Annotated in this window: 22 protein-coding genes; 13 read left to right on the forward strand and 9 right to left on the reverse strand. The window is 68.1% G+C overall.

Annotated features, from left to right (window positions below; genetic code table 11):
* Positions 1–122 precede the first annotated feature (122 nt).
* Complete coding sequence (locus ABZS29_RS19025; RefSeq protein WP_355463557.1) at positions 123–683, forward strand: GNAT family N-acetyltransferase; 561 nt, start codon at positions 123–125, stop codon at positions 681–683.
* On the opposite strand, the gene ABZS29_RS19030 is transcribed toward ABZS29_RS19025, so the two are convergent.
* Entirely contained in the window at positions 673–2769 is a 2097-nt protein-coding gene (locus tag ABZS29_RS19030; protein ID WP_355463558.1) for a M6 family metalloprotease domain-containing protein, read from the reverse strand. The genes ABZS29_RS19025 and ABZS29_RS19030 overlap by 11 nt on opposite strands.
* 122 nt (positions 2770–2891) lie before the next feature.
* The gene (locus ABZS29_RS19035) at positions 2892–3935 is read right to left on the reverse strand and encodes a hypothetical protein (protein WP_355463559.1); all 1044 of its coding nucleotides are present in this window, start codon (positions 3933–3935) and stop codon (positions 2892–2894) included.
* A gap of 141 nt (positions 3936–4076) precedes the next feature.
* On the opposite strand from ABZS29_RS19035, the gene ABZS29_RS19040 reads away from it, so the two are divergent.
* The 4 genes from ABZS29_RS19040 (at position 4077) to ABZS29_RS19055 (ending at position 8546) form a co-directional block, all read left to right on the forward strand.
* A complete protein-coding gene (locus ABZS29_RS19040; protein WP_355463560.1) occupies positions 4077–5435 on the forward strand; it encodes an NAD-dependent succinate-semialdehyde dehydrogenase in 1359 nt (452 codons plus the stop codon).
* Positions 5436–5520: 85 nt separating this feature from the next.
* Positions 5521–6585 (forward strand): hypothetical protein, encoded by a 1065-nt coding sequence (locus ABZS29_RS19045; protein WP_355463561.1) that lies wholly within the window; start codon positions 5521–5523, stop codon positions 6583–6585.
* 45 nt (positions 6586–6630) lie between these two features.
* Positions 6631–8001, forward strand: coding sequence for a hypothetical protein (locus ABZS29_RS19050; protein WP_355463562.1), 1371 nt, complete (start codon positions 6631–6633; stop codon positions 7999–8001).
* Positions 8002–8033: 32 nt separating this feature from the next.
* Entirely contained in the window at positions 8034–8546 is a 513-nt protein-coding gene (locus ABZS29_RS19055) for a PaaI family thioesterase (RefSeq protein ID WP_355463563.1), read from the forward strand.
* Here the strand turns inward: ABZS29_RS19055 and ABZS29_RS19060 are convergent.
* Both ABZS29_RS19060 and ABZS29_RS19065 read right to left on the reverse strand, forming a co-directional pair.
* Positions 8532–9803: an aminotransferase class I/II-fold pyridoxal phosphate-dependent enzyme gene (locus tag ABZS29_RS19060; RefSeq protein ID WP_355463564.1), complete on the reverse strand. Its 1272-nt coding sequence runs from the start codon at positions 9801–9803 to the stop codon at positions 8532–8534. The two genes, ABZS29_RS19055 and ABZS29_RS19060, sit on opposite strands and share 15 nt — an antisense overlap.
* A gap of 67 nt (positions 9804–9870) precedes the next feature.
* Entirely contained in the window at positions 9871–12279 is a 2409-nt protein-coding gene (locus ABZS29_RS19065; protein WP_355463565.1) for a penicillin-binding protein, read from the reverse strand.
* A gap of 196 nt (positions 12280–12475) precedes the next feature.
* Between ABZS29_RS19065 and ABZS29_RS19070 the strand changes: the two genes are divergently transcribed.
* Positions 12476–13090, forward strand: a complete 615-nt coding sequence (locus tag ABZS29_RS19070) for a hypothetical protein (RefSeq protein ID WP_355463566.1) — start codon at positions 12476–12478, stop codon at positions 13088–13090.
* On the opposite strand, the gene ABZS29_RS19075 is transcribed toward ABZS29_RS19070, so the two are convergent.
* Together ABZS29_RS19075 and ABZS29_RS19080 are read right to left on the reverse strand one after the other, a co-directional pair.
* Complete coding sequence (locus tag ABZS29_RS19075) at positions 13087–15348, reverse strand: UvrD-helicase domain-containing protein (RefSeq protein WP_355463567.1); 2262 nt, start codon at positions 15346–15348, stop codon at positions 13087–13089. The genes ABZS29_RS19070 and ABZS29_RS19075 overlap by 4 nt on opposite strands.
* Positions 15349–15466: 118 nt before the next feature.
* A complete protein-coding gene (locus ABZS29_RS19080; protein ID WP_355463568.1) occupies positions 15467–16495 on the reverse strand; it encodes a LacI family DNA-binding transcriptional regulator in 1029 nt (342 codons plus the stop codon).
* A 218-nt stretch (positions 16496–16713) separates the two neighbouring features.
* Between ABZS29_RS19080 and ABZS29_RS19085 the strand changes: the two genes are divergently transcribed.
* The 3 genes from ABZS29_RS19085 to ABZS29_RS19095 are packed head-to-tail and all read left to right on the forward strand — an operon-like array spanning position 16714 to position 19872.
* Positions 16714–18057, forward strand: coding sequence for an extracellular solute-binding protein (locus ABZS29_RS19085; protein WP_355463569.1), 1344 nt, complete (start codon positions 16714–16716; stop codon positions 18055–18057).
* Positions 18054–19037, forward strand: coding sequence for a sugar ABC transporter permease (locus tag ABZS29_RS19090; protein ID WP_355463570.1), 984 nt, complete (start codon positions 18054–18056; stop codon positions 19035–19037). Before ABZS29_RS19085 ends, ABZS29_RS19090 begins: the two co-directional genes overlap by 4 nt.
* A gap of 1 nt (position 19038) precedes the next feature.
* Complete coding sequence (locus tag ABZS29_RS19095; RefSeq protein WP_355463571.1) at positions 19039–19872, forward strand: carbohydrate ABC transporter permease; 834 nt, start codon at positions 19039–19041, stop codon at positions 19870–19872.
* On the opposite strand, the gene ABZS29_RS19100 is transcribed toward ABZS29_RS19095, so the two are convergent.
* From ABZS29_RS19100 to ABZS29_RS19110, 3 genes are read right to left on the reverse strand one after another with little or no spacing between them, the layout of a single operon-like run.
* Positions 19873–20508: a hypothetical protein gene (locus tag ABZS29_RS19100; protein WP_355463572.1), complete on the reverse strand. Its 636-nt coding sequence runs from the start codon at positions 20506–20508 to the stop codon at positions 19873–19875. It lies immediately after the preceding gene.
* A 20-nt stretch (positions 20509–20528) separates the two neighbouring features.
* Positions 20529–21338, reverse strand: a complete 810-nt coding sequence (locus tag ABZS29_RS19105) for an ABC transporter ATP-binding protein (RefSeq protein WP_355463573.1) — start codon at positions 21336–21338, stop codon at positions 20529–20531.
* Positions 21339–21363: 25 nt separating this feature from the next.
* Positions 21364–22563 carry a hypothetical protein gene (locus ABZS29_RS19110; RefSeq protein WP_355463574.1) on the reverse strand — a complete coding sequence of 400 codons (1200 nt, stop codon included), beginning with the start codon at positions 22561–22563 and terminating at the stop codon, positions 21364–21366.
* 45 nt (positions 22564–22608) lie between these two features.
* Between ABZS29_RS19110 and ABZS29_RS19115 the strand changes: the two genes are divergently transcribed.
* Genes ABZS29_RS19115 through ABZS29_RS19130 form a run of 4 tightly spaced genes read left to right on the forward strand, consistent with a single transcriptional unit; the run spans position 22609 to position 25212 of the window.
* A complete protein-coding gene (locus ABZS29_RS19115) occupies positions 22609–23580 on the forward strand; it encodes a helix-turn-helix domain-containing protein (protein WP_355463575.1) in 972 nt (323 codons plus the stop codon).
* Positions 23577–24356, forward strand: coding sequence for a CPBP family intramembrane glutamic endopeptidase (locus ABZS29_RS19120; RefSeq protein ID WP_355463576.1), 780 nt, complete (start codon positions 23577–23579; stop codon positions 24354–24356). The genes ABZS29_RS19115 and ABZS29_RS19120 overlap by 4 nt, the downstream gene beginning before the upstream one ends.
* A 30-nt stretch (positions 24357–24386) precedes the next feature.
* Entirely contained in the window at positions 24387–24659 is a 273-nt protein-coding gene (locus tag ABZS29_RS19125; RefSeq protein ID WP_355463577.1) for a hypothetical protein, read from the forward strand.
* A gap of 25 nt (positions 24660–24684) precedes the next feature.
* Complete coding sequence (locus ABZS29_RS19130; RefSeq protein WP_355463578.1) at positions 24685–25212, forward strand: GNAT family N-acetyltransferase; 528 nt, start codon at positions 24685–24687, stop codon at positions 25210–25212.
* Positions 25213–25421 lie beyond the last annotated feature (209 nt).

Here is a 25421-nt window from a genome sequence, read left to right on the forward strand (position 1 = left end):
GGGGCGGATGGAGTGTCAACCACGAGCACTGCCTCGCAGGCACCCTAACCTGAACGATTAACCGACGGAAGATGAACTTAAGTGTTCTGGCTCAGGCAGTTTCGCGCCATTATGATCACCTCATGACTGAGCTCGGACCCGTCACCTGGCCACCTCACCCGATCGAGACCGAGAGACTGATCCTGCGTGAGTCCGCGGCCCGGGACCGTGCGGTGTTCATCGAGCTGCTCGCGGCCCCGGAGGTTCACACCTACCTCGGCGGGCCCCGCGGGCGCGACGACCTGGAGCGCGAGCTGCCCGAGGTGCCTGGGCAAGGGCCCGGATGTTTCGTCGTTGATCTCGACGGGACGATGATCGGTCAGATCCTGCTCAGGAGAGTGCCGGAGCACGGTCGCCCGGCCGCCGTGGGGAAGGTCGATCTCGGGTACCTGTTCCTCCCGCGAGCATGGGGATTCGGGTACGCCGCCGAGGCCTGCGCGGCGGTACTCGACTGGTTCGACGGCGTCCTTCCCGGCGAGCCGGTGGTGCTCCATACCCAGACCGCCAACCTCGGCTCGATGCGCCTCGCGGAGAAACTGGGGTTCACCGAGGTGGAGCGGTTCCATGCCTGGAACGCCGAGCAGTGGCTCGGCCTGCGGTCCCCGGCCGCGCGGGCCGGGGACCGCCCTGCGGTCAGCGGTTGATGGCTACGCAGGTGGCGGTTGCGGTTTTCGTGGGGTCACTCTCGGACTTGGCGGTCAGGGTGATCTTGGCGAGGGGGCCGCGGCCGGCTTTGGCGTAGACGGGGACGGTGACCTGTTGGCCGGCGTTGGCGGTGGTGAGGGCGTTGGGGAGGGAGACTGCCCAGTCCTTGCCGTTCACCTTGGCGGAGAGGCGGTAGACGTCGCCCTTCAGGTACGCCGACACATCCTCCGGGTGCTGTGATGCCGCGCCGGCCTTGCCGGTGTTGGTGAGTTTGAAGTTGCAGGTCTGGACGCCGGCCCGACCCGGTACGGCGACAGTCGGCAGCACGCGGACGCCGCGCTGCTGCGGGCCGGAGCCGTCGAGGGAGCGGATGGCGACCGTGTACGAGAGGACGCCAGCACGGTCCCGCCGTACGTTGGTGATGTAGAAGTGCAGGCGGTTGGCGGTGTCGGTGTACTCGTACTCGCTGCCCGAGTTGGTGCCTGCGTGGAAGAGCGCGTCGGAGAGCTGGCGGTAGTCGCCGATCGTGATCGGTACCTTGGTGCCGTCCGGCAGGACGTAGTCCGTCATGTTGATGTTCTGCGGGTTGGCGTCGACGACCCACTCGAACGGCGCCGCGTCCTGGTTCTTGGTCTTCGCCAGCAGTACGCCGGAATCGGGCGTGAACGAGTCCGTGCCCATCCGGTCGACGACCTCGACCGTGTAGTTCTGGTAGCCGCGGCCGTCGCAGAACGGGTCCTTCGCGGTGTCGCACGGCGGCGCGAGATCACCGGCGCCGCCGAGCTGAATGTTGACGCCCGACAGACCCTTCGCGCCCGGATCGACCGAGCGTGCGGTGACGTCCGCGATCACGACTCCGGACGTCGCGAGCGCTTCTCGGGACAGCCGCAGGACGTTTCGCTCGTCGACCATGTTGAGTTTGATCTTGTTGCGCAGCATGTGTTGTGCGCCCATCGAGGCGCCGCCGGTCGCGGGGATCATCCAGCGGCTGTGTGGACCGCCGGGGCCGTTGAAGCTGCCGCGGCTGAGCATCTCCCAGATGCCGGTGTAGGCGCGCCGTGCCGGGACGCCGTACGGGTTGTTGTAGTTGTCACCGATGCCGAGGATGTGGCTGAACTCGTGCGCGAAGACCGCCATGCCGGAGCTCTCCGCCTGTGTCGACGAGCCACCGCCGGCGTTCGGCCAGATCGTCGAACCCGAGGCCCACGACGTCCAGTCGACGTACCGGGTGTCGGACCAGTTCGGCAGCGTCGGGTCCGGCGGGCCGAAGTCGTCGGTGACGTCCTCCTTGGTCGGGAACTTCATCATCCCGAACTCCTGCCAGGTCGACGACTCGTCCTGACCGGCGCTGAGGAAGAACACGAAGTCGAACCCGGCCGGCACCTCGGGACCCTGGTCCGCGACCCACGCGGCCCGCCCGTCGGTGCGGATGTTCTTGGTGCAGTCGTCGCCGGCCGGGCAGTCGCTCGGCTTCTGCATCTCCATCGCGTACTCGTGCGACTTGCCCGGCATCCGGTACGGGCCGAACGCCGTGAGGTCGACGCCGTACCGGCCGCCGGAGTCCTCCATCCAGTACTCGTGCAGGGTGTGACCGCGGTTCAGCTGACCAGGCGTGTTCAGGAAGTTCTTGTAGAACTGCGCAGTCTGGTCCCGCGGTACGCCGCTCGCCTCGGCACTCGGATTGCCGAACACGGTCGACCCCTTGGGCTTCGTGATGACGAAGTCCAGGTTCGGGTAGTCGAGCAGCACCAACGCACCCTTGAACGTGCGCTGCGACCCCTTGACGTTCGGGTCGGCCCAGTTCGTCCCGGGGGGCTTCTTGTAGTCCGACCACGTCATGTGGTCCGGGTTCTCCCAGTTCTGCGGATCGATCGGCCCCGGCAGTCCGTTGGCGGCCGTCGACGCGACTCGCTTGTCGACCCCCGACTCCTGCCAGGGCTGCTGCTGCGGCCAATGCGGGTACTGCCAGGCATTCGCGGGATCCGGGGGAGCGTCCGGTGCGGCAAGCGCCAAACTCGGCACCGAAACGGCAGCCAGTACGGCGATCACACGCAGGGCGACGCGATACTTCGATTGCTCAGACACGGGCGGGCATCCGATCGACGAAGGAGCGGGGGACATCGAACAGCCATGAGCATGCCCCGTCCACACCCCTGACCACAACCGATCGGAGCGTCGCTTTTCGCTGCGTTCTCGCGCACTATTGTTCAGGCGGCCGCTGCGAAGTCACCGAGATAGGCGAGGTGGTGGGAGGTGGCGATGGCGACCGGCTTGCTCGCGTCGCCGAGCCCGCGACCCGCGCCGTTGGCCGCCGCGGCCACCTCGTGATCGCCCCACGAGTACTCCGCGCCACAGAAGCTTCCCGACGCCACCAGTTGGCTGGAGACGGCCCGCACGGTACGCACCCGCGCATCTTCGAGATCTGGATCCATGATGCGCTCGCGGAGATAGAACCAGTGATCGGCGCAGGTGTATTTCAGGCTGATGTGCTTGCTGCGCCACGGCGCGGAACTCGCGACCGGATGGACGGCTCCGTAGTCACCGAAGCGTAGGTGCGCCGCACCCGCGTCCCGCACGGATCGCCACAAGCCTTCCTCGAAGCGCGGTTGCTCCCATTGGTCGATCCGGTCGAGGGTCTTCGGCACCGAACCACTCAGCACACTGATCGAACGAAGTCCGGCGTACTGGGCCGCGCCGCCGACCAGCTCCAGCAGATCGTCGACCAAACGATCATCAGGTCCCGGCACGTAGCCCGCGTCGAGGATCAGATCCAGATCTGCCGGCTCGACGCCGAGTTGCGTCACCGCCCGGTCGATCGAGCTGAACGGCGTACCCCGGGCGCGAATCCGTAGTGCGCAGCCGTGAGCCTCTGCACCGGCGAGGGTGCCTATTCGTGCCAGCAGCGAGTCGTCCATGCCGCCATCGGCGACCGGGACGAACGGTACCTCTGACTGGAACAGCTCGAGCGGCGCGTTGAGCCGGCGTGCCAGACGCTCCAGGATTTCGCCGGTGCCGCCGGGCGCCGTTGCCATGTTGGTGGCATCGAGCATCACCGCACGGCCCAGTTGCCAGAAGTTTCGCGCGGCTGCCTCGACCCGGTCGAGGAGTCCGTCGACCGACCCGTTGGGGTCGTGATCGAGCGCCAGAACGGGCTGCACGCCACGGTCCTCAGCCACGCGCGCCAGAGCGGCGAGCTCGCCTTTCTTGGCGCGCAGAAGTACGAGGGCATCGAAGGTGCTGGGTGCCGTCACATAACCCTCCCGTCACTCTGCGTCATTCGAGAGTAACCGGGAGAGCGCGATTGTGTGGGGGACACGAAATGAGATGACTGTATACAGTATGTGGTTCTGTGATTAGGCTGGCTGCGATCGGCTGCGTGGGATGGAGGAGTTATGTACACGGTCACCGACCCGGCGACGGGGGTGCTGGTGGAGGAAGTGGCGAACTCGACGGCGGAGGAGGTTCTCGACGCGATCGGGCGGGTGGCGGCGGCGTACCCGGGGTGGCGGGGGAGAGCGGTCGAGGAGCGCGCGGGGGTGGTGGCGCGGGCGGCGGAGATCTTCGCCGAGCGGGCGGACGAGTTGGCCGCGATCATGACGCTGGAGATGGGGAAACGGGTCAACGAGGGGCTCGGCGAGGTGGGGATCGTCGTCGACATCTTCCGGTACTACGCGGAGAACGGGCCCGCGTTGCTGGCGGACGAACCGTTGGAGGTGAAGGGCGGCCGGGCTGTCATCACCAAGGGGCCGATCGGGGCGTTGCTGGGGATCATGCCGTGGAACTTTCCGGTGTACCAGGTGGCGCGGTTCGTGGCGCCGAATCTCGTGCTGGGCAACACGATTCTGCTCAAGCACGCGTCGATCTGCCCGCGGTCGGCGCGCGCGATCGAGGAGATTCTGCACGCGGCCGGCGTACCGGAGGACGTGTACGTGAACACGTATGCGTCGAGCCGGCAGATCCCGGGGATCCTGGCCGACGATCGGATCGTCGGGGTATCGCTGACCGGAAGTGAGCAGGCCGGGATCTCGGTGGCGGCCGAGGCCGGGAAGAACCTGAAGAAGACCGTGCTCGAGCTCGGCGGCTCCGATCCGCTGATCATCCTCGACACGGCGGATATGGACGAGACGGTCAACGCCACCGCGACCGCGCGGATGCGGAACTGCGGTCAGTCGTGCAACGCGCCCAAGCGGATCATCGTCCTCGCCGACCTGTACGACGAGTACGTCGACCGCCTGACCAAGCGCGTCGCGGAGTACTTCGTGCCTGGCGACCCGGCCGACCCGGAGACGAAGCTTCCGCCGCTCGCCTCGATCGCGGCCGCGGACGAGGTCGCCGGCCAGGTCGCCCGAGCGGTCGAGCAAGGCGCGACGCTGCGCGCAGGTGGTCGCCGGATCAGCCCTGGCGCCTATCTCGAGGCGACGGTTCTCACCGACGTCACACCGGGCATGGACGCTTACTACGAAGAGATTTTCGGCCCGGTCGCGATCGTCTTCAAAGCCACCGACGAGGACGACGCCGTCCGGCTCGCCAACGACACACCCTTCGGTCTGGGCGCGAGCGTCTGGGGCACCGACCCCGACCGGCTCCGTCGGGTCGCGGACCGCATCGACGCCGGAATGGTCTACTTCAACCGCGCCGGCGGTTCCCAGGCCGACCTCCCGTTCGGCGGCATCAAACGCTCGGGCATCGGCCGCGAACTCGGCCCGGCCGGTATCGAGGAGTTCATGAACCACAAGTCGATCCGGCTCTAGCTGGCAGCTTCCGGCCGCGGGCCGCCGCCCGAGGTCGCCGTACCGCAGACTGCGAAGGACAGTCCGCGATGCGAAGGTGCCTGGGATGAACCGCTCACCGATGGTTGCCCTGCGCAACTCTCGACGGCTGCAGGCCGGCGTCGCCGCGCTGCTGGTGGCGCTGATCGGCCTTGGCTGGCTGCGGTACGACGCGGGCCGGATCAACCACGCCGTGGATGCGGCCAGAGCGGCCGGTGACTGTGGTCAGGTGGCCGTCGCGCAGGAGCGGTACGGCTTCGGCCATCGGATCGCGGCCTGGTCGCTGGTGACCGAGGCCGAGGACGTGAAGGTCTGCGGTCGGCTCGCGGACGCGGGCGACCAGATGGACAAGTTGTTCGCGGGTGATCTGCAGACCTTCGCCAGAGGCTTCCGCACCCTTAATACGACGCTCGACGATCCGGACCAGCAAGCGCCGGTCGGTGTGGCACTGGACAAGTTCCTGCGCAAGCTGCCGGGCAATCGGCCGTGCGCGACCGTCGAGGTCGCCGAGTGGCTCAACGACCGCAAACCACTCCGTACGCCGCTCGATCGCACGTACACGGTGATTCATGAACTCGAACCGGCCGCCCTGCTGAAGTGCGCGACGGAGACGATGGACCAGGTGGGGACACGCGACCAGGCCGAGGTCTTCTACGAGCGTCTCGTGAAGCGGTATCCCGCGAACCCGCTGGTCGCCAAGGCGAAGACGGCTCTCGCCGCGATCGATCGGCAGAAGGAGCAGGAGGAGATCGTCGACCTGATCAGCCGTTCTGATTCGGATCCCGAGGCCTACTGCAATACGCCGGTCGGGTTCAGTCAGGCGGCGCCGTACGGCCGGGGGGTCAATCAGGCGGTGGTAGTCGGCGGTGACGACAGAACTGCGATGCTGCCGACTGCGTGGCAGGCGACCGTGCACGCCTCGTGCATCGAATCGCCGAGCCGCGGCGAGGTCGCTCGCACCGGACGCTTGGTGATCGACACCAAGATCCAGGTCAGTGGCTCGGTCTGCCCCGACCCGTTCCGGTACCGGGGTAAGGCGTTCGAGGAGCCGCCGAGGCACACGTCAGTGGTGCCGACCGAGGCGAGTGTGGCGGCCGCGTTCCGTCCCCTGATCGTGAAAATGGCAGGTTGACGCCACGGAGTGTCAGGAGGCGTTCGGAGCGGTCAGGCTTTCGGTATGAGGGACGATCGGATTGCTACCGCTGTCGGGAACGCGTCGCTGCTCGGCGTCGGCTATTTGTTGTTGCGCCGTTGGCGATTGGCGATGACGGCGCAATTGATCACAGTGGCGCTGGTGCTCATTCTGATGGCCGAGAAGGCGTTGTGGTGTGAGATCGCGCTGGTGGTCTGGTGGGTGGCGGTCATCGCCCACGGGTGGGCGCTCGGCGGGAAGCCTGGGACACGACGGGTCGCCGAGCAGCGCCTGATCGCCTTGTGTGTCACGGTTCCTGTGCTCGTCGCGGGTGGGTTCTTCCGGTACGAAGCGACCGGCATCCAGCGCGAGGTGGCCGAGGCCCGCGCAGCCGGCGACTGCGCCGGTGTGACGGCGGCCGAGCAGAAAGCCCGGTACGGCGATCGCATCGCGGACGCGGCCGGGATCGAGCGGCTCGGCGTGGACCTCGAGGCGTGTGCGCAGCTACGCGAGATTGCGGCGCGCCTGCGGACCACGTGGGCCGGTGACACCGAGGTGCTGGCCGACGAGTTCGAGAAGCTCACGGCGGTGCTCACCAAGCCGGGCCAGGACAAAACCGTGGAGAAGGTACTCGACGAGTACCTCGGCACGGTGACCAAGGGCGGTCCGTGTCCGACGGTCAAACTCGCGACCTGGCTGCGGAATCGCACCCAGACCCACACCGTGCTGGACAAGGCGAACCCGGTCGGTGATCGGCTCGTGCCCGATGCACAGTTCGCGTGTGCACAGTCCGAGGCCAAGGCGGGTCAGTGGCGGGCGGCGTCGTACCGGTATCAGGAGTTGATCGGGCAATACCCCAGCGCTGCCATCACGCCCAAGGCACGCGCCGCGCTCGCGGTGGTAGCCCTCAAGGTGCAGCTGCTCGACCTCCGCAACCTGATCGCCGCAGGCCAGTACTGCGACAACCCCGCCGCGTACGGCGGTGCGCCGAAGTACCGCCGTGGGGTGAACCGTGCGCTGTTCCTCGGTGAGACGAACGACTACATCGCCCAGTTGCCGCGACAGTGGCAGACCACCGTGCCGACGAACGCATCCGTGGTGATCTGCACGGAGGCGGTGGAGGACGGTCCGGCAATCGAGACGTGTCCGTACACCCGCGAGGGGCAGAGTTACACGTTCTACCGCACCTTCCGGAAGGTCGTCGTACCGGTGAAGATCTACGCGCTGCGCACCGGCCGACTCGTGCGGGACGGCAAAGTCACGATCAACGGCGAGGCCTGCCCGATGATCTACACCGACACCTCCGGACTCCTCCCGCCGATCGGCGGAACCATCTCGACTCCGGTGGAGCCGAGCGACGCGAATGTGCGAGCCGCGTTCCAGCCGTTGCTGGTATTGAGCTCTAAGTCTCGTTGACAGACCCAGGTGCGGGCTGTGAGGCTCAGGCCATGACCGAGACACCCGACGGCACTCGCACGCGTACCTTCTCCTGGCCGGATCCGGGGGTGATCGCGGCGCGGGTCGGTACGACGTCTGGGCTCGAGATGCTGCAGTTGATGCGCGACGGGGAGATTCCGGCACCGCCGATCCTGCAACTCGTCGGCGGGACCGGGATCGAGGTCGAGGAGGGCCAGGTGACCGTGTTCATGCCGGCCCAGGAGTTTCACTACAACCCGCTCGGTACGGTCCACGGTGGCGTGATCGCCACGCTGCTCGACACAGCGGCGGGCTGCACGGTGCACTCGACGCTGCCCGCCGGTGTCGGCTACACGTCGCTCGACCTGAACACGCGCTTCATCAAGCCGGTCACGGTGAAGTCCGGGGAGCTGCGCTGCACTGGGCAGATCATCAGCCGCGGCCGCCGGACTGCGGTCGCGGAGGCCAGGCTGGTGGACGAGCGCGGGACGCTCCTGGCCCACGCCACGTCCACCTGCCTGATCTTCGAGCTAGGCGCTCAGTAGCTTCTCGACCGCCGACAGCCGCACGCAGACCGTGAGGCCGGCGACCGCGGTCTCGAGCTCGTCGAGCTCCGGGTACGTCGGCGCGATCCGGATGATGCTGTCGGTCGGGTCGTCGCCGTACGGGTGGGTGGCGCCGGCCGGGGTGAGCGCGATCCCGGCGGCCTTCGCCTTGGCGACGACGTCCGCGGCGCAGCCCTCGGGCACCCGCAGCGTGATGAAGTAGCCACCGGTCGGCGCGTTCCAGGAGGCGAAACCGGTGTTGCCGAGCTCCGCGGTGAGGATCTTGTCGACGGCTTCGAACTTCGGCCGGATCAGCCCGGCCAGCTGCCGCATGTGCTCGTGCAGGCCGTCGGCGTCGCGGAGGAACTGCACGTGCCGGAGCTGGTTGATCTTGTCCGGACCGATGCTGCGCTTGACCGTGTGGCTCGCCCACCACTTCAGGTTCGCCGGGGAGGAGCCGAAGAACGCGACGCCGGCGCCGGCGAAGGTGATCTTCGAGCTCGACCCGAAGATGAAGACGCGGTCGGCGTTCCCCGCCTCGGCCGCCAGCGCCAGGACGTCGGCCAGCTCCGCGTGCTCGTCGGTCAGGTGGTGCACGGCGTACGCGTTGTCCCAGAAGATCCGGAAGTCCGGCGCGGCCGTCGGCATCGCGGCGAGCCGGCGGACCGTCTCGTCCGAGTACGTCGTGCCGTCGGGGTTGCTGTACTTCGGCACGCACCAGATGCCCTTGATCGAGGCGTCACCGGCGACCAGTCGCTCGACCTCGTCCATGTCCGGGCCGTCCGGGGTGAGCGCGACCGGGACCATCTTGATGCCGTACCGCTCGCAGATACCGAAGTGCCGGTCGTAGCCCGGGACCGGGCAGAGGAAGGTGATCTCGTCCTCGTCGGCCCAGCGGCGCTCGGCGCCCGGGACCTGACCGAGCAGCGCGAACACGATCGCGTCGTGCATCAGCTCCAGGCTCGAGTTGCCGGCGGCGAGCAGCTGGTCGGCCGGCACCTGCAGATCCGCGGCGAAGATCGCCCGCAGCTCGGGCAGGCCGTTGAGGCCGCCGTAGTTGCGCAGGTCGGTGCCGTCGGCGGCCACCGGACGCTCGACCGCACCGAGGATCGCGTCGGCGAGATCGAGTTGCCGGGGCGACGGTTTACCGCGGGTGAGGTCGAGCTTCAGCCCCTTCGCGGCCAGCGCGTCGTACTCCGCCTGGGCGCGCTCTCGCTGCGCCGTCAGCTCTTCCACCGTCAAGGCCGAACCACCCACGACATTTCCCTTCGCTGCAACTGTGACGCACATCCTAGTGCGATCCGGCAGCGACGAATGCCGGGGGTCAGCGGCCCCTGCAGTTGGGGAACTTCGGGTCCCACGGCGGGCAGGTCGGGCGGCCGGGCGGCGGCTTGATCGTCGGCGGGGTGCCCGGGAGCTGCGGAATGCCGGGTGTCGGGGGAGTGCTGGGCGGCGGCACCTTGCTGCCGTTGGAGAGCCAGAGCGTGACCGTGGCACCCGGCAGCGCGCCGTCCTCGGTCCGCGGGCTGGTGTAGGCGACCGTGCCGGTGATCGCGTCGGAGTCGACCTGGGTGGGGGAGACCGCGACCTTGAAGCCGAGCGCCTCGAGCGCGGCGGTCGCCTGCTCGGGCGTCATCCCCTTCACCGACGGCAGGTCCTTCACGTTGCCGCGGATCGTCTTGTCGTCCGGCTGGACGAACTTCGTCGACGGGAGCCCGGCCAGGACTCCGCGCATCGCGTCCTCCCAGATCGGTCCGGCCAGCTTCGAACCCGAGACCTCGCGGAGCGGCTTGCCGTTGAAGATCTGGCGGGTCAGGTCCTTGGCCGGCGGCTTCGCGTCGGCGACCACCGAGGCGGCCGCGTACTTCGACGAGTAGCCCGCGAACCACACAGCCTTGTTCTCGTTGACCGTTCCGGTCTTGCCGGCCAGGTCGCTGCGTCCGAACTTCAGGGCGCCACCGGTACCGCCCGGCTCCATCACCTTGTTCAGCACGTAGTTGACGCCGTCCGCGACCTGCTGGGTCATGACCGGCTTGCAGCTGCGGCCCGGGGTGGCGATCGACTTGCCCCGGACGCTGGCGACCGCAGTGATCACCTGCGGGTTGCAGAACACGCCGCGGGCCGCGAAGGTCGCGTACGCGCTGGACAGCATCATCGGCGTGATCAGACCGGCCGATCCGAGCGTCATCGACGGAACCTGGAGCAGCGGCTTCTCGGTCTGCGCGTCGCGCATCCCCATCTTCGCCGCCAGCGTGGCGATCGGGCACAGGCCGACCTGCTGGGACAGCTGCAGGAAGTAGGTGTTGGTCGAGGCGCGGGCCGCCTCGATCATCGACGGGTCCGGGACGGTCTTGGTCGAGTTCTTCGGGGTGTAGGGGTCAGCGGACGTGACCCCGGTGCAGGTCTTGAACTCCTGCCCGCTCAGGTCGATGTTCTGCGGGGAGTTGATCCGGTAGTTCAGCGGGACACCGGCCTGGATCGCGGCGGCGATCGTGAACGCCTTCATCGTCGACCCGTTCTGGAACCCGCCGAACCCACCGGCATACGTCTTCTCGACGTTGTAGTTGTAGGCGGTCTGGTGCTTCTTGAACCCGTACGGCGTGTTCTGCGCCATCGCCTTGACCAGACCGGTACCGGGTTCGACGACCGTGATCGCGGCCACGGCCTCGTCGTCCGGCTGCGAGTGCTTGTCGATCGCACTCTGCGCGGCCGCCTGCAGTTTCGGGTCGAGCGAGGTCCGGACCGTCAGTCCCGCGGTCTGGATGTAGTTCTCCCGGGCGTCGTCGGTCCGCCCGAAGAGCGGGTTCTCCATCAGCTTGGCGACGACGTAGTCGCAGTAGAACGGATATTTCGAGTTCGCGCAGCCGTTCGGCACGCCCTGGACCTTCTTCAGGTCGATGACCGGCGTCTTCATCGCGGCGTTGGCCTGGTTGGCGGTGACGATGCCGAGGTCGCGCATCCGGGCCAGGACGGTGTCGCGCCGGACCTTGGCCTTCTTCGGGTTGTCGGTCGGGTCGTAGCCGACCGGGTTCTTCACCAGGCCGGCCAGCAGCGCGGCCTGCGGCAGGTTCAGCTTCGACGCCGGTACGCCGAAGTAGTGCCTCGCCGCGGCCTCGACGCCGTACGAGCGGCCGCCGAAGAAGGCGAGGTTCAGGTAGCGGCGCAGGATCTCGTCCTTGGCCACCTTCTGCTCGACCGCGATCGCGTAGCGCAGCTCGGTGAGCTTGCGCTCGTAGGAGTCGGCGGTCGCCGCCGCGCGCTCCTCGGGCGTCTTGGCCTTCGCGACCAGGCTGAGCTTGACGTACTGCTGGGTGATGCTGGAGCCGCCCTGGGAGACGCCGCCCGCCGTCTGGTTGCGGAGCAGCGCGCGGAGCGTGCCCTTGGCGTCCAGTGCGCCGTGCTCGTAGAACCGGTCGTCCTCGATCGCGACGATCGCCTTCAGCATGATCGGGTTGATCGCCTTCAGCGAGACCTCGGTCCGGTTCTCCTTGTAGAGGGTCGCGATCAGTGAGCCGTCGGCCGCCTTGATGACCGTCTTCTGCTGCAACGGCGGGATCTCCAGGTCCTGCGGGAGGAACTGGACCGTGTTGTGCGCGGTCGCCGTGGTCACGCCGGCCAGGCCGGCCAGCGGGAGCGCCAGGCCGGCGACGAGGGCACCGGACAGCGCGCTCACCAGGAGGAAGAGGAGCACCGACCGGAAGGTACCGGGGCGGGCCGGCTCACTTCTGTGCATGGTCCGGCACAGTACGGCAGGAAAGGGGCCTTCGGCACGCCGGATGTTACGGAATTAACACATTCGTCCCGCAATCTCACCCTGCGTGGCCACGCTCTTACTGCGCGCTCCGATCCGGAGGTGCCACTCCGTGATCCAACCACAGCAGTGTCACCGGCGTCTCATCGGCAAGAGTCACAGCACAAGGGGAGGAACCATGAAGCGATTGACGACGGCATCGCGTCGCTCGGTGATCGGTCTGGCCGTGCTCGGAGCGGCCGGGATGGCATTGGTGGGAGCCGGGCCGGCCCAGGCGGCGGCGCCGGTCCGGGTCGTTGCTGCGAGCAACAGCCAGGCACCGGCCTTCGGGCAGAGGTACTTCGACTGCGTCCCGGAGTACGGCTGTCACGCCACGGCGGTGCTGCCGAAGTCCTGGAAGCACACGGGGCTGGGCAACGGCGAGCACCGGTTCGCCGATCGCGCCGTACCGCGGATGGTGCGGTTCGACATCAACCTGGCCACGCACCCGGGGACGGCGACGGCCGCGCTGCAGAAGCAGAAGGCGCTCAAAGGCACGCCTGGCTTGAAGATTCTCGGTCTGCAGAACGGCACGATGCGGTCGACGAACCAGCAAGGCCCGTTGCGGATCTCGACCCTCGTCTACACCTACCGCAGTGGATCCAGCACCCGGTGGGTCGCGACCCGCTACATCGGCTTCCACGGTGACAAGACCGCGGCCGCCGAGATCACGGTCGGCGGCCGTCTCCAGGACCGCGTGCTGCTCGGCACGGTGCTCACCAAGGCCACGCAGTCGCTGGCGCTGGCCGGCTAACGCCGCAACACCTTCGGAAGGTCGCCGTCGGCCAGGACACCAAGGCGTTTGGTGGCTCGGGTGACGGCGACATAGAGGTCGGAGAGTCCACGGGGGGACTCGGCGATGATGCCGGCCGGGTCGGCGATCAGGACGGCGTCGAACTCCAGACCCTTGGCCCGGGTCGCGTCGAGCAGCGCGACCGGGGCATCGAGCACGGCCGGATCATTGCTGTGAGCAACATCCTCCAGTACGGCGGCCAGCTCGTCGTACCGGGGTGCCGGAACCAGGACGGCGAGCCGGCCGTCGCCGATCGCCGCCCGCTCGGACGCGATCGCGGTCCGGAGCGCTTCGACGAACTCGGCGGCCGGAACGGCGCGGATCCATGGTTCGTCGTCACCCCTGCGCACCGAGACGGGCGGCCGCAACGACGGATCGATCGCCGCGAGTACGTCGGCCGCCACCGTCATGACCTCGGTCGGTGTGCGGTAGTTGACGGTGAGCTCGGCGCTGCGCCAGCGCCGGGGCGCGTACCGATCCAGCAGTTCGGACCACGACGTCACGCCCGCGTCCGTTCCGGCCTGGGCGATGTCACCCACCAGCGTCATCGAACGCCGCGGGCAGCGCCGCATCAGCAGCCGCCAGTCCATCGCGGTCAGCTCCTGTGCCTCGTCCACGATCACGTGCCCGAAGACCCAGCTGCGATCGGCGGACGCGCGCTCGGACACCGTTCCAGGGTTACGGATCAGCTCGGTTCGGCGCGCGACCAGATCCTCGAACTGCTCGATCTCCCACGGCATCACCACGACGTTCTCCGCTTCCATCTGGACCTGGACGACCTCGCGGGCGTACCGCCAGTTCTCCTCGGCCTCCGCAGCTTCGGCGGCCGCCTGCTGCCTGCGGGCCGAGACGGTGGCATCGAGCTCACCGATCAACTCGGCGGCCTCGTCGAGCAGCGGTACGTCGGAGGCCGTCCAGGGCGCATCGATCGGCCTCGTAACGGCGGCCCGGTCCTCGGTACTCAGCTGCGGCGCCGCCGCTTCCAGGCGCTCGGCCGACGACAGCAGCACGCTGACCAGGAGCTGTGGTGTGAGCTCCGGCCAGAGGTGGTCGAGAACGCCTTGCACCCGGTCGTCCTCGGCCAGCTCTTTGCGGATGTCCTCGATGTCCTCCGTGCCGACGTACTGCCGGCCGATCGTGTCGACGACCTGATCGGTGAGGACGTGCAGGATCCGCCGAACGAAGATTCGCCGAGCCGGATTGTGCGGCTCGCCGGACTCGAGTGCCTTCGCCTTCGCCTTCCGGACCGCGTCGGGCCGCAGGACCAGCTCGTGCTGATCGACCTTGAGAGCGAGCGGCGCTTCCGGCACTCGCTGAAAGTCCGCGACCGCCTGGGCGAGGACGTCGACCATCGCCAGGTTGCCCTTCACCCGCGCAGCGTCCGCACTCTCGACCGCGGTCGCCTCGACGCCTGGATAGAGCTCACCGACCGTTGCCAGTACGACGTCGGTCTCGCCCAGCGACGGCAGTACTTGGTCGATGTAACGCAGGAACGTGGTGTTCGGTCCCACGACCAGCACACCGCTCCGCGACAGCTGCTCGCGATGTGTGTAGAGCAGGTAGGCCGCCCGGTGCAGCGCGACCACGGTCTTCCCGGTCCCAGGCCCGCCCTGAACCACCAGTACGCCGGGGAGCTCCGACCGGATGATCGCGTCCTGCTCGGTCTGAATGGTCGCGACGATCTCGTTCATCCGGCCGGTCCGGCTGGCGCCGAGCGACGACATCAGTGCTGCTTCGCCGATCAGGGTTCCGCGGTCGCCGTCGGCAAGCGCGGCGAGATCGAGGACGTCGTCGTCGACGCCGATCACGGTGCGGCCGTGCAGGCGGATGTGCCGGCGTCGGGTGACTCCTAGCGGGGCGGCCGGGGTGGCGCGGTAGAAGGCCTGCGCCAGCGGCGTCCGCCAGTCCACCAGGAGCGGTTCGTACTCTTCGTCGAACAACCCGATCCGGCCGATGTGGAACCGTTCACCGCTCGTCTCGTCGATCCGGCCGAAACACAATCCGCGTTCCACCGACGACAGTTGCGCGAAGCGGCCGGAGAACAGCGCGGTGAAGGATTCCCGTTCACTCGCGGCCTGAAGATTGTCGACGGTCTCTTCACCCTGAACGCGGCCGAGTTCGGCCCGTGCCTTTTCCCGCAAGACGTCGAGCCTCGCGTACATCGCCGCCACATGCCCTTGTTCTTCTGCGATCTGCGCTGCCAGCAGCTCGTCGGTCACGATTTCCCCGATCGTTCTTGAAATACCGTGGGCGTTCTGATAATCTGGTCTTAGTTGCCCCACGAGGGCAACTTTTTTGTGTCCAGACACAAACACCCAACGGTAGCTATTTCCGGGGTTATTCGCAAGCAATAGGCGCGGCGGAGCCGCGGACGATCAACGTCGTGGCGAGTTCGACGTGATGGGAATCGACCGTTTCGCCCGCGGCCAGCCGCAGGGCGGTGCGCAACGCGACGGCACCCATTTCACGCAGCGGTTGCTTGACTGTCGTCAGTGGCGGCGACGCGAGCCGCGCGACCTGCGTGTCGTCGAAGCCGACCACGCTGAGGTCTTCCGGGATCCGCAGTCCGCGGGCCCGGGCCGCCTCCATCACGCCGAGCGCGACCTCGTCGCTGCCGGCGAAGATCGCGGTCGGCCGGTCCGGCAGGTCGAGCAGGACGGCACCGCCGGCCACGCCGTCGTCGTACAGGAAGTCGCGTTGCCACACGTAGTCCTTCGGTACGGCGGCGCCCGCGGCCTCCATCGCACTCCGGAAGCCGCTCAGCCGGGCCTGGTTGCAGCCCGAGGTGGGCTGGCCGCCGAGGTACGCGATGCGCCGGTGGCCGAGGCCGAGCAGGTACTGGGTGGCGGCCATGCCGCCGGCGAAGTTGGTCGACCCGACGCTCGTCACGTCCGGCTCGGGGATGTTGGCCGGATCGATGACCACCAAGGGCAGCCGGGCCCGCGCCAGCGCCGCGAGGTCGGCGTCGGTGAGTTCGCTGGTGATGCCGATCGCGGCCCGGCGGCCGCCGGCGATCAGCTCGCGGATCCAGCGGCTCGCCCGGTCGGTCGATCCGGACTCGTGCCGCGGATGCGCGTTCAGGACGACGTCGATGTTCGCGGCCTGACCGGCCTCGACGACGCCCTGGATGATCTCGACCGAGTAGTTGTTCACGGCCCCTTGGTAGAAGAGCTCGACCGCGTCCCGGACGACGGTCTCCGGGCGGCGGCCGACGTACCCGTGCTGGGCGAGCAGGTCCTGGACCCGGGCCCGGGTCGCCGAGGAGACGTCGCTGCGGCCGTTCAGCACCTTGGAGACGGTGGCGATCGAGACGCCGGCGTTGGTCGCGACGGTGGCGAGCGTCACCGCACCTTTCGGACGTGGCATCGCTGAGTCCTTCCTGGGCGGTTGATGTGCTCTGCCGATTATCGAAACTTTTCGAAGGTGCTGGCAAATCGGCGCGCCGCCAATGCTGCGCGGAATCCCTTGGTCCACAAGGGGATGCGTGACCTCACTGTGACCCGATAAAGGTGGTTGTTCAAGTCTTGACAGTCACATCTCCGAAACCTACGTTACGAAACAACTTCCTGGAGACGGAGATCACAGTGGACCCCCTGAAGACATCGCGCCGGACCTTTCTGAGCCTGGCCGCGGTCAGCGCACTCGCGGCCTGCGGTACCTCCGGGCCGAAGACCACCCCCGGGTCGACCGGCGGTGCGGCGGCCGGCAGCGGAGCGACGTACTGGTTCCTCACCGGACAGCCGCAGCAGACCATCCGGGAAGCCCAGGTCAAACGGTTCAACGAGGCGAACCCGGACACCAAGATCAAGATCAACTCGTTCCAGAACGACGCGTTCAAGCAGAAGATCAAGACCGCCATCGGCGCCGGGCAAGGCCCGACGCTGATCTGGGGCTGGGGCGGCGGCGGGCTGAAGAGTTACGTGCAGGCCGGGCAGGTCGAGGACCTGACCCCGTTCTTCGCGCAGAACGCGGCGCTCAAGGAGTCGATCTTCCCGTCCGCGTTCGGGGCGGCGACGGTCGACGGCAAGCTCTACGCGATGCCGGTCGAGACCACGACGCCGATCGTGCTGTTCTACGACAAGCCCGCGTTCGAGAAGATCGGTGCGCAGCCGCCGCAGTCGTGGGGCGACATCATGGATCTGGTGCCGAAGTTCAACGGCGCCGGGATCGCGCCGTTCTCACTCGGCGGCCAGTCGCGCTGGACCAACATGATGTGGCTGGAGTTCCTGTTCGACCGGATCGGCGGCGCGGAGCTCTTCCAGGGCATCTTCGACGGCAAGGCCAACGCGTGGTCCGACCCGTCGGCGCTGAAGGCGCTGGAGGAGATGCAGAAGCTGATCAAGGCGAACGGTTTCATCAAGGGCTTCTCCTCGATCACGGCGGACTCCAACGCCGACCAGGCACTGCTGTTCACCGGCAAGGCCGCGATGATGCTGCACGGCGCCTGGACCTACGGCAACATGAAGACGGCCGGCAAGGACTTCGTGACCGGCGGGCACCTGGGCTACATGAACTTCCCCGGCGTCGACGGCGGCAAGGGCGACCCGAGCGACACCGTCGGCAACCCGGGCGCCTACCTGTCGATCTCGTCGAAGGCCAGCGACGCCGACAAGGAGATCGCGAAGAAGTTCCTCGCCAACAACACCCTGGACGACGCCTCCGTCGACGAGTGGGTGAAGTCGGGCAACATCGCGGTGGCCAAGCGCGCCAAGGACCGGCTCTCCTCGATCACCGACACGAACGACGCCGAGTGGCTGAAGTTCATCTACGACACGTCGGCGAATGCCAAGGTCTTCGCGCAGTCCTGGGACCAGGCGCTCAGCCCGACCCAGGCCGAGACGCTGCTCGACAACATCGCGAAGCTCTTCCAGCTGTCGATCTCGCCGCAGCAGTTCGCCGACAACATGAACGCGGTGATCGGCAAGTGACCTCACCCGGCCAGGTGGCCACCCCGAGGACGGACCCCGCGGCGGTGGCCGCCGGGCCGGGTACGACGGGCGACCGGGGCCGAGCGGCAGCCCGTCGTACCGGTGGTTCGTCGCACGGCACCGGTGCGGTCAGCTGGATGGTGGTGCCGGCGCTGCTGATGTTCGTGGTGTTCGGCGTGGTGCCGCTGATCGGCGTCCTGGTACTGAGCTTCACGCAGTGGGACGGCCTGGGGGCGATCCGGCCGGCCGGGGCGTCGAACTGGCGAGCGGTGCTGTCCGATCCCGCGCTGCCGCACACGATCTGGGTGACGTTCGAGATCATGATCCTGTCCTGGGCGGCGCAGACGCCGCTCAGCCTGCTGATCGGGACCTTCCTGGCCGGCCGGCAGCGGTACCGCGGCTGGCTGGCGGTGCTGTTCTTCGTGCCGTTGCTGCTCAGCTCGGCCGCGATCGCGATCACCTACAAGGCCTTGCTGGACCCGAACTTCGGGCTCGGCGCCGGTCTCAAGGTCGGCTTCCTCACCCAGGACTGGCTCGGCCGCAGCGGGCTCGCGCTCGGCGTGGTGATCTTCGTGGTGTCGTGGCAGTTCATCCCGTTCCACTCGCTGATCTACCAAGGCGGCGTCCGGCAGATCCCGACCTCGATGTACGAGGCGGCCGAGATCGACGGCGCCGGGCGGGTCCGGCAGTTCTTCAGCATCACCGTGCCGCAGCTGAAGTACACGATCATCACGTCGTCGACGCTGATGGTGGTCGGCTCGCTGACGTTCTTCGACCTGATCTTCGTGCTCACCGCGGGCGGCCCTGGTGACGCCACCCGGGTGCTGGCGCTCGACATGTACAAGCGCGGGTTCCAGGCGAACCTGATGGGCCCCGCCAGCGTGATCGCCGTCCTGCTGGTGCTGATCGGTCTGGCGCTGGCCTTGCTGCTGCGCCGGCTCGGCGGCAGTACGACGGCCAGCCAGCAGGAAGGAGCCTGAGATGGGCACGCGCAAACTGGCCCGGCTGAACTGGTTCGGCGGGGCCGCCGCGTGGGTGTGGCTGCTGATCGTGATGATCCCGCTGTACTGGATCGTGGTGACGAGCTTCAAGGACGAGTCGGCGTACTTCAGCCAGAACCCGTTCGCGTTGCCGTCCGCGCCGACGCTGAACAACTACCGGCTGGTGATCGAGTCGGACTTCCCGCGCTACTTCATCAACAGCGTGGTCGTCACGGCGGGCACGATCATTCCGGCGGTCGGCATCTCGTTCCTGGCGGCGTACGCGATCGTGCGCGGCGCGGGCAGCCGGTTCCTGGCCGGGGTGAACGGGTTGTTCCTGATGGGACTGGCGATTCCGCTGCAGGCGACGATCATCCCGGTCTACCTGCTGATCATCAAGATGCGGCTGTACGACAGCCTGCTCGCGATCATCCTGCCGTCGATCGCGTTCGCGATTCCGCTCTCGGTGCTGGTGCTGACGAACTTCATCCGCGACGTACCGAAGGAACTGTTCGAGTCGATGCGGGTCGACGGTGCGACCGAGTGGGGAATGCTGCGGACGCTCGCGTTCCCGCTGACCCGGCCCGCACTGGTGACTGTTGCCATCTACAACGGGTTGGGCGTGTGGAACGGGTTCCTGCTGCCGTTGATCCTGACGCAGAGCCCGGAGCGGCGGACGTTGCCGCTGGCGCTGTGGACCTTCCAGGGGCAGTACAGCGTGAACGTCCCGGCGGTCCTCGCGTCGGTCATGCTCACCACGCTGCCGATCGTGATCCTGTACGCCGTCGGTCGCCGGCAACTGCTCAGCGGCCTGACCGCGGGCTTCAGTCGCTGATCATTCCTTACGGTCGGACAAGGCCCGGGTGGTGAAGAGCGCGGCGGTCAGGATCGCCGCGCTCAGCACAGCCAGCACAGTCAGCGGTACGGCGCTCTCGGCGGGGGAGCGCTCTCCGTCCGAGAGCACGCTCATCAGCGCACGGATCGGCGAGATCCAGCGGATGAGCAGGACGGCGAGGATTGCGGCGGCGGCCGTCAGCATGGCGACACCGATCCGCGGGATCACGAGTCGCGAGCAGAGCAAGCCGATCGCGATCCCGATCAGCGCGGCGGTGAGGTGCGCGACGACGCCGACCGTCAGGGTGCCCGGGGTCACCACGTGCTTGCCGGTGATCAGCGGATAGCAGATCCCGATCACGATCAGCGGCACGCACCAGGTCAGGATCACCGCGACCGTGATCGCGAGGACCTTGGCCGAGCTGCCGATCATGACGAGCGTGATCCGGCGTTGGGTCGGATCCTCATGGTTGACGATCGAGACGGTCAGCCACGTCGTACACACAAGCATTGCGAGGACACAGAACGCGTAGGCGGACTGCAGCGGTCCGTTGTCGGACGTCGTACCGACGGCGAGGGCGGCCAGGAAGATCAGGGTCGGCGGCAGGTACCGCTGGGACAGCAGCACGCTGGTCATGAGATATCGGTAGAAAGCGCTCATCGGGCATTCACCTGCCTGACCGAGCAGCCTTGTGAGAGCGCGGTGAGCAGCACGGCGTCGTGCTGACCGGTGACCACGGCCAGCGTGGTTCCGCTGGTACTGCGATGGACCTCGACCACTTCGGGGTGTCCGGACCAGTCGAGGTCGGGGCCAGGCGCCAGCACGATCTCGGTCAGGGTGGTCGGAGCCTTAGAAACGTCGTGGAGCGCTCTGTCGTGGAGCTCGCAGGTTCTGGTGGCCGTGGAGCGGACGGTGTCGGTGGAGTGCTCGGTGAACGCGACGGCCGCCCCGGCCCGGGCTGTCTCAGTGAGGAGTTCGCGAAGGGTTTCGTGGGCAGTGGCGTCGAGGCCGGCCCACGGTTCGTCGAGTACGAGCAGCTCCGGCGGTGTCAGCAGTGCTTGGGCCAGCGCGACCTTCTGCGCATTGCCCTTCGACAACTTCCGCATCGGGATATCCGCACCGCCGGTCAGCGCCAGCCGCTCGAGCAACACCGAAGAGCGCTCCCTCGCCGCTGCGGCGCTCAGTCCCCGGATTCGTCCGAGGTGCCGGAGGTACGCCGACGCCGACAACCGATCGTGTGACGTGAACACGTCCGGTACGTAGCTGACGATCCGCGCAGTACGCCGTACTGTGCCTGAGGTCGGCCGGGACAGCCCGACCATCAGCTTCAGCACGGTCGACTTGCCGGACCCGTTCGCGCCGACCAGGGCTAGCAACTCACCGGCTTCGATCCCCAGGTCGACCTCCCGGAGAATCTCTCGCCGCCCGTACCGCTTGGAAACCCCAGTCAGCCGCACCACTGCCATACGGCCGACCTTATCCGCGCCGGGTTCAGTTGCTCATGACACGGGCGAGGGGACGGCTGAGGAGGAGCGACGCGAGCAGGGACAGCGCAGCGAAGACGGCGATCGCCGGAGCCGGCGCGGTGAGGTCGGCGAGGGTACCGGCCAGGATCGCGCAGACGCCGAAGGTGGTCATCCGCAGCGCGGACTCGATGCCGAGCACCTGGCCGCGGAGGTCCGGGGGAGTGAGGTCGACGAGCACTTCCTGCTGCGCCAGGGAGGCCGCGTAGCCGCAGCTGCCGACAGCGATCGCGATGGCGAGGACCGGCAGCGGCAGGTCGACGGCGAAGGCGAGGAAGGGAACGGCCAGGACGATCCGCAGCCAGCGGGCAGCAGCGCGGCGTTGATCGCGGGTGAGGAAGCGGCCGATGACCAGGTCGCCGGACATCATGCCGGCGGCTCCGGCGGCGAGCAGCCAGCCGGCGTTCGCACCGGCGTACGGGACGAAGAGCGCTTCACAACCGACGACGAGGCCGTTCGGGATCGTCAGGGCGAGCAGGAGCGGCCTGGTGCGGGTCTGGCCGAGCAGGCGGCGGTTGCCGCGCCAGGTCTCGGCCAGGCTGGTCCGGGCTCCACGGCGGGGCGCCCGGTTGCGGAGGCCGAACCGGAGAACGGGAATCGTGAGCGCCGAGAGCGCGGTTGCCAGCCAGAGCACACCGGCGGTACTCATTGCCTGGAGCAACAATCCGGCGATCCCGAAGCCGGCGATCTGCATGGCGCCGACGGACAGGTTCATCGCCGAGCGGCCGAGCACGAACTGATCCGGGGCGACGACGTCATTGAGCAGTCCCCACCGGACGCCGGAGCCGATCGACAGGCCGTACGCGACCAGCAGCGCGAGGATCAGCCGAGCGCCGGCGGGTAGCTCGAAGGCGGCCTGCGCACCGACCGCGGCGGTCGACAAACAAGCGAGCGCGATCAGCAGGCGTCGCGGCCGCGCGGTGTCGGCGGCCGACATCAGCGTCGAGACGCCGAGGACCTGCGCGAGCGACGGCCCGAACATGACGAGCGCGGCCAGCAGCGCCGAACCGGTCGCCGCGTTCACGATCAGTGCGAGCGTGAGGCTGGTCATGGTCGAGGACGCGTTGCCCAGCGCGCTCCCCACCCACAGCCCGCGGAACTCCGCGTTCGCGAAGATCTGCCGGTAGGTCGGAGGGGCGGTGGTCGGCGGTGTGGTGCGGATGCTCATGTCCGGAAGCTTCGGCGATGGCACGGCGACCACCTACAGTTTCGGGTGGAGGCGAAACCATTGTCCGAATTCCTCGTCGACGCCGACACCCTGGCGAACGCGCGCTTCGCCACGTCGGAGCTCACCGAGACCGTGTCGGCGCTCAAGCTGCTGCTGCGGCCGGTCGAGCCCTGGTTCCGGGCGTGGAAGGACACTCACCGGCCCGCGTTCGAGGCGCGGCTGGCGGCGGAACCGCTCTGGTCGGCGTTGCTCGAGAGTGCTTTCGGACCGAGCTGGACGGCGGACTTCCTGACCAGCCTGCCGCTGGATCCGGACGCGCAGCTCGCCGACGAACTCGACGCGCTGATGCGTCTGGACGACGATCACATTCGCGCCGACCTGCGCGTCGTACGGGATCCGTTGCCCGCGATCCTGGAATCGGAGAGCGCGCTTGCCGCGGTAGCGGCCGACGTACTGACCTGGGTTTGGACGCATACCGTCGAGCCGGACTGGCCGCGTCGCCGGCGTCTGCTCCGGGCCGACATCGTGTCGCGAACGGCGCGACTCAGCGAGCAGGGGTGGTCCGGCGTACTGCGTGGGCTCGGACCGGATGTGCAGTGGCTGGGCGACGGCCGCATCCAGGTGAATCGCTGGGACTACCCGGTGACCGACGTTCGCGGCCGATCACTGATGTTCATCGCGACGCACACGCAGCGGGTGAGCGTCAGTTGGCGGTTGCCGGACCGGTTCGCGTTGACCTATCCCGTGACCGGCATTTTCGCGGGAACCGCCGTACCGGCTGAACCGCTGGTCGAGCTGCTCGGCCGCAACCGCGCCCGCATCCTCACCGCCGCCGGCGACCCGATCAGTACGACGGCCTTGGTCGCGGCCACTGGTTTGTCGCTGGCCGCTGTCTCCGACCACCTTCGAGTCCTGACCGCCGCCGGTCTGCTCGAACGCCGCCGGTCCGGCCGGTCGGTCCTGTACTGGCAGTCCGACACGGGCCACCGTGTCACCCGGGGGATAGTGGACGTATGACGAGTTCGGTGGCCGAGGGCGTTGCTTCTCGGAGCGTGCTGCGGCGCGAGGTCTGGTTGGTGCTGGCGCTGTCGTTGGGAGCTTCGGGGGTCGCGGCGCTCATCTCGTTCACCGGTGTGCTGACGTCGTCGAAGCCGATCAGTGGGCAGACCGCGGTGATCGTGGGATCGCGGGCGCCGGGGCGGCCGTGGCTGGACCTGGCCTGGCAGGTGTTCGCGATCGTGACGGCGTTGGTGCCGGTCGCGTTGGTCGGGCATTTCCTGCTGCGCGGCGGGGAGTCGCTGCGCACGATCGGGTTCGACCTGCGGGAGCGGGTGCGGGACCTCGGGCGGGGGACCGCGGTGGCGGCTGTCATCGGCGGAGCCGGGCTCGGGTTCTATCTGCTCGCCTATGCATCCGGAGCCAATCTGAGCGTGGATCCGGCGCAGTTGCCGGACCATTGGTGGCGGATCCCGATCCTGATCGCGGTGGCCGCGCAGAACGCCGTACTCGAGGAAGTGATCGTGCTCGGGTACCTCAACCGGCGGCTGGATCAGCTGGGTTGGTCCGTACGGCGCAGTACGGCGGCGAGCGCGCTGCTGCGGGGCTCGTACCACCTGTATCAGGGGGCCGGCGGGTTCGCGGGGAACGTGATCATGGGCGTGATCTTCTGCTACCTGTACCGCCGCTGGGGGCGCGTGATGCCGCTGGTGGTGGCGCACACGGTGATCGACATTGTGGCGCTCATCGGGGCGACGTACCTGATCGGGAAGGTCGGCTGGCTACCAGGTTCGTAACCGATCGGCGTTTTGTCAGGTTGTCATGGCGTGACAGTCAACGGGGAAATCATTGAGACCGAGACCGCTGATCCGCCGGCGATCGATCCCGGGCTAGCGGCTGCGGCCCTGGCCGTATTCGCCCACCGGCACGAGGTCGTCCATCTTCTGTACGCCGCGTCCGACGAACCGGACGCGCTGGTCCGGATCGCCGATCTGCTGAAGGTGGACGAGATGACGATCGGCCGCGTCCTCGACCAGCCGCTGCGGTGGATGCTGCCGCAGTTCCGGGCCGAGCTGGAGACGATCTCCGCGGCGGGCTGACCTGGGCCCGGGCTACCGTGACCCGGTGCAGAGCTACCAGGCGGACCTTCTCGAGATCGCGGACGAGCTGACCGACGCGTACGTCGAGGTGTTCACGGCGCCGCCGTTCGAGCACCGGGATCCGGCGGAGACCCGGGCCGCCTTCCGGCAACGGCTGGAAGGCGACGTCCGGCGCGAGGGGTTCCAGGCCTGGGTCGAGCGGTCCGCCGACGGTCGGATCGCCGGGTTCGTCACCGGCTGGACGACGCCGGCACCGTTCCGCACGGACCGGTCGTACGGGAGTGTCCTGCAGCGGCTCGGCACCGAGCAGGTCGACGAGCTGCTGGTCGGCGCGTTCGAGATCGACGAACTCGCCGTCCTGGCCTCGTCCCGAGGCACCGGCCTCGGCCGCCGCCTGCTGGAGACCGCGACCGCCGAACACCCCCGCGCCTGGCTCCTGGCCTGGAACCAGAACCACGACACGCTCGCCTTCTACCGCCGCCTCGGCTGGACCGAACCCGAGGTCCGCGGCCCGGAGACCGACATCATCGTCTTCGTCGCGCCCACCCCCTAACACCCGCCGTACCCAACCGGACCGGCGAGCAGCACCCGTCCGAGTCTGCGCAATCCCCAAACCGGTCCGGGGAGTACCAGCCCCCGGTCCGGGCGTGGATGTTCCCCGAACCGGTTTGGGGAGTGCTGGCCGCCCGATCTGGGCGTGGATGGTCCCCAAATCGGTTTGGGGTGGGTTGGCCTCCGGGCGCTTGCGGTGGGCTCACGCTG

This window comes from Kribbella sp. NPDC005582, from assembly GCF_040605415.1.
GTDB lineage: Bacteria > Actinomycetota > Actinomycetes > Propionibacteriales > Kribbellaceae > Kribbella.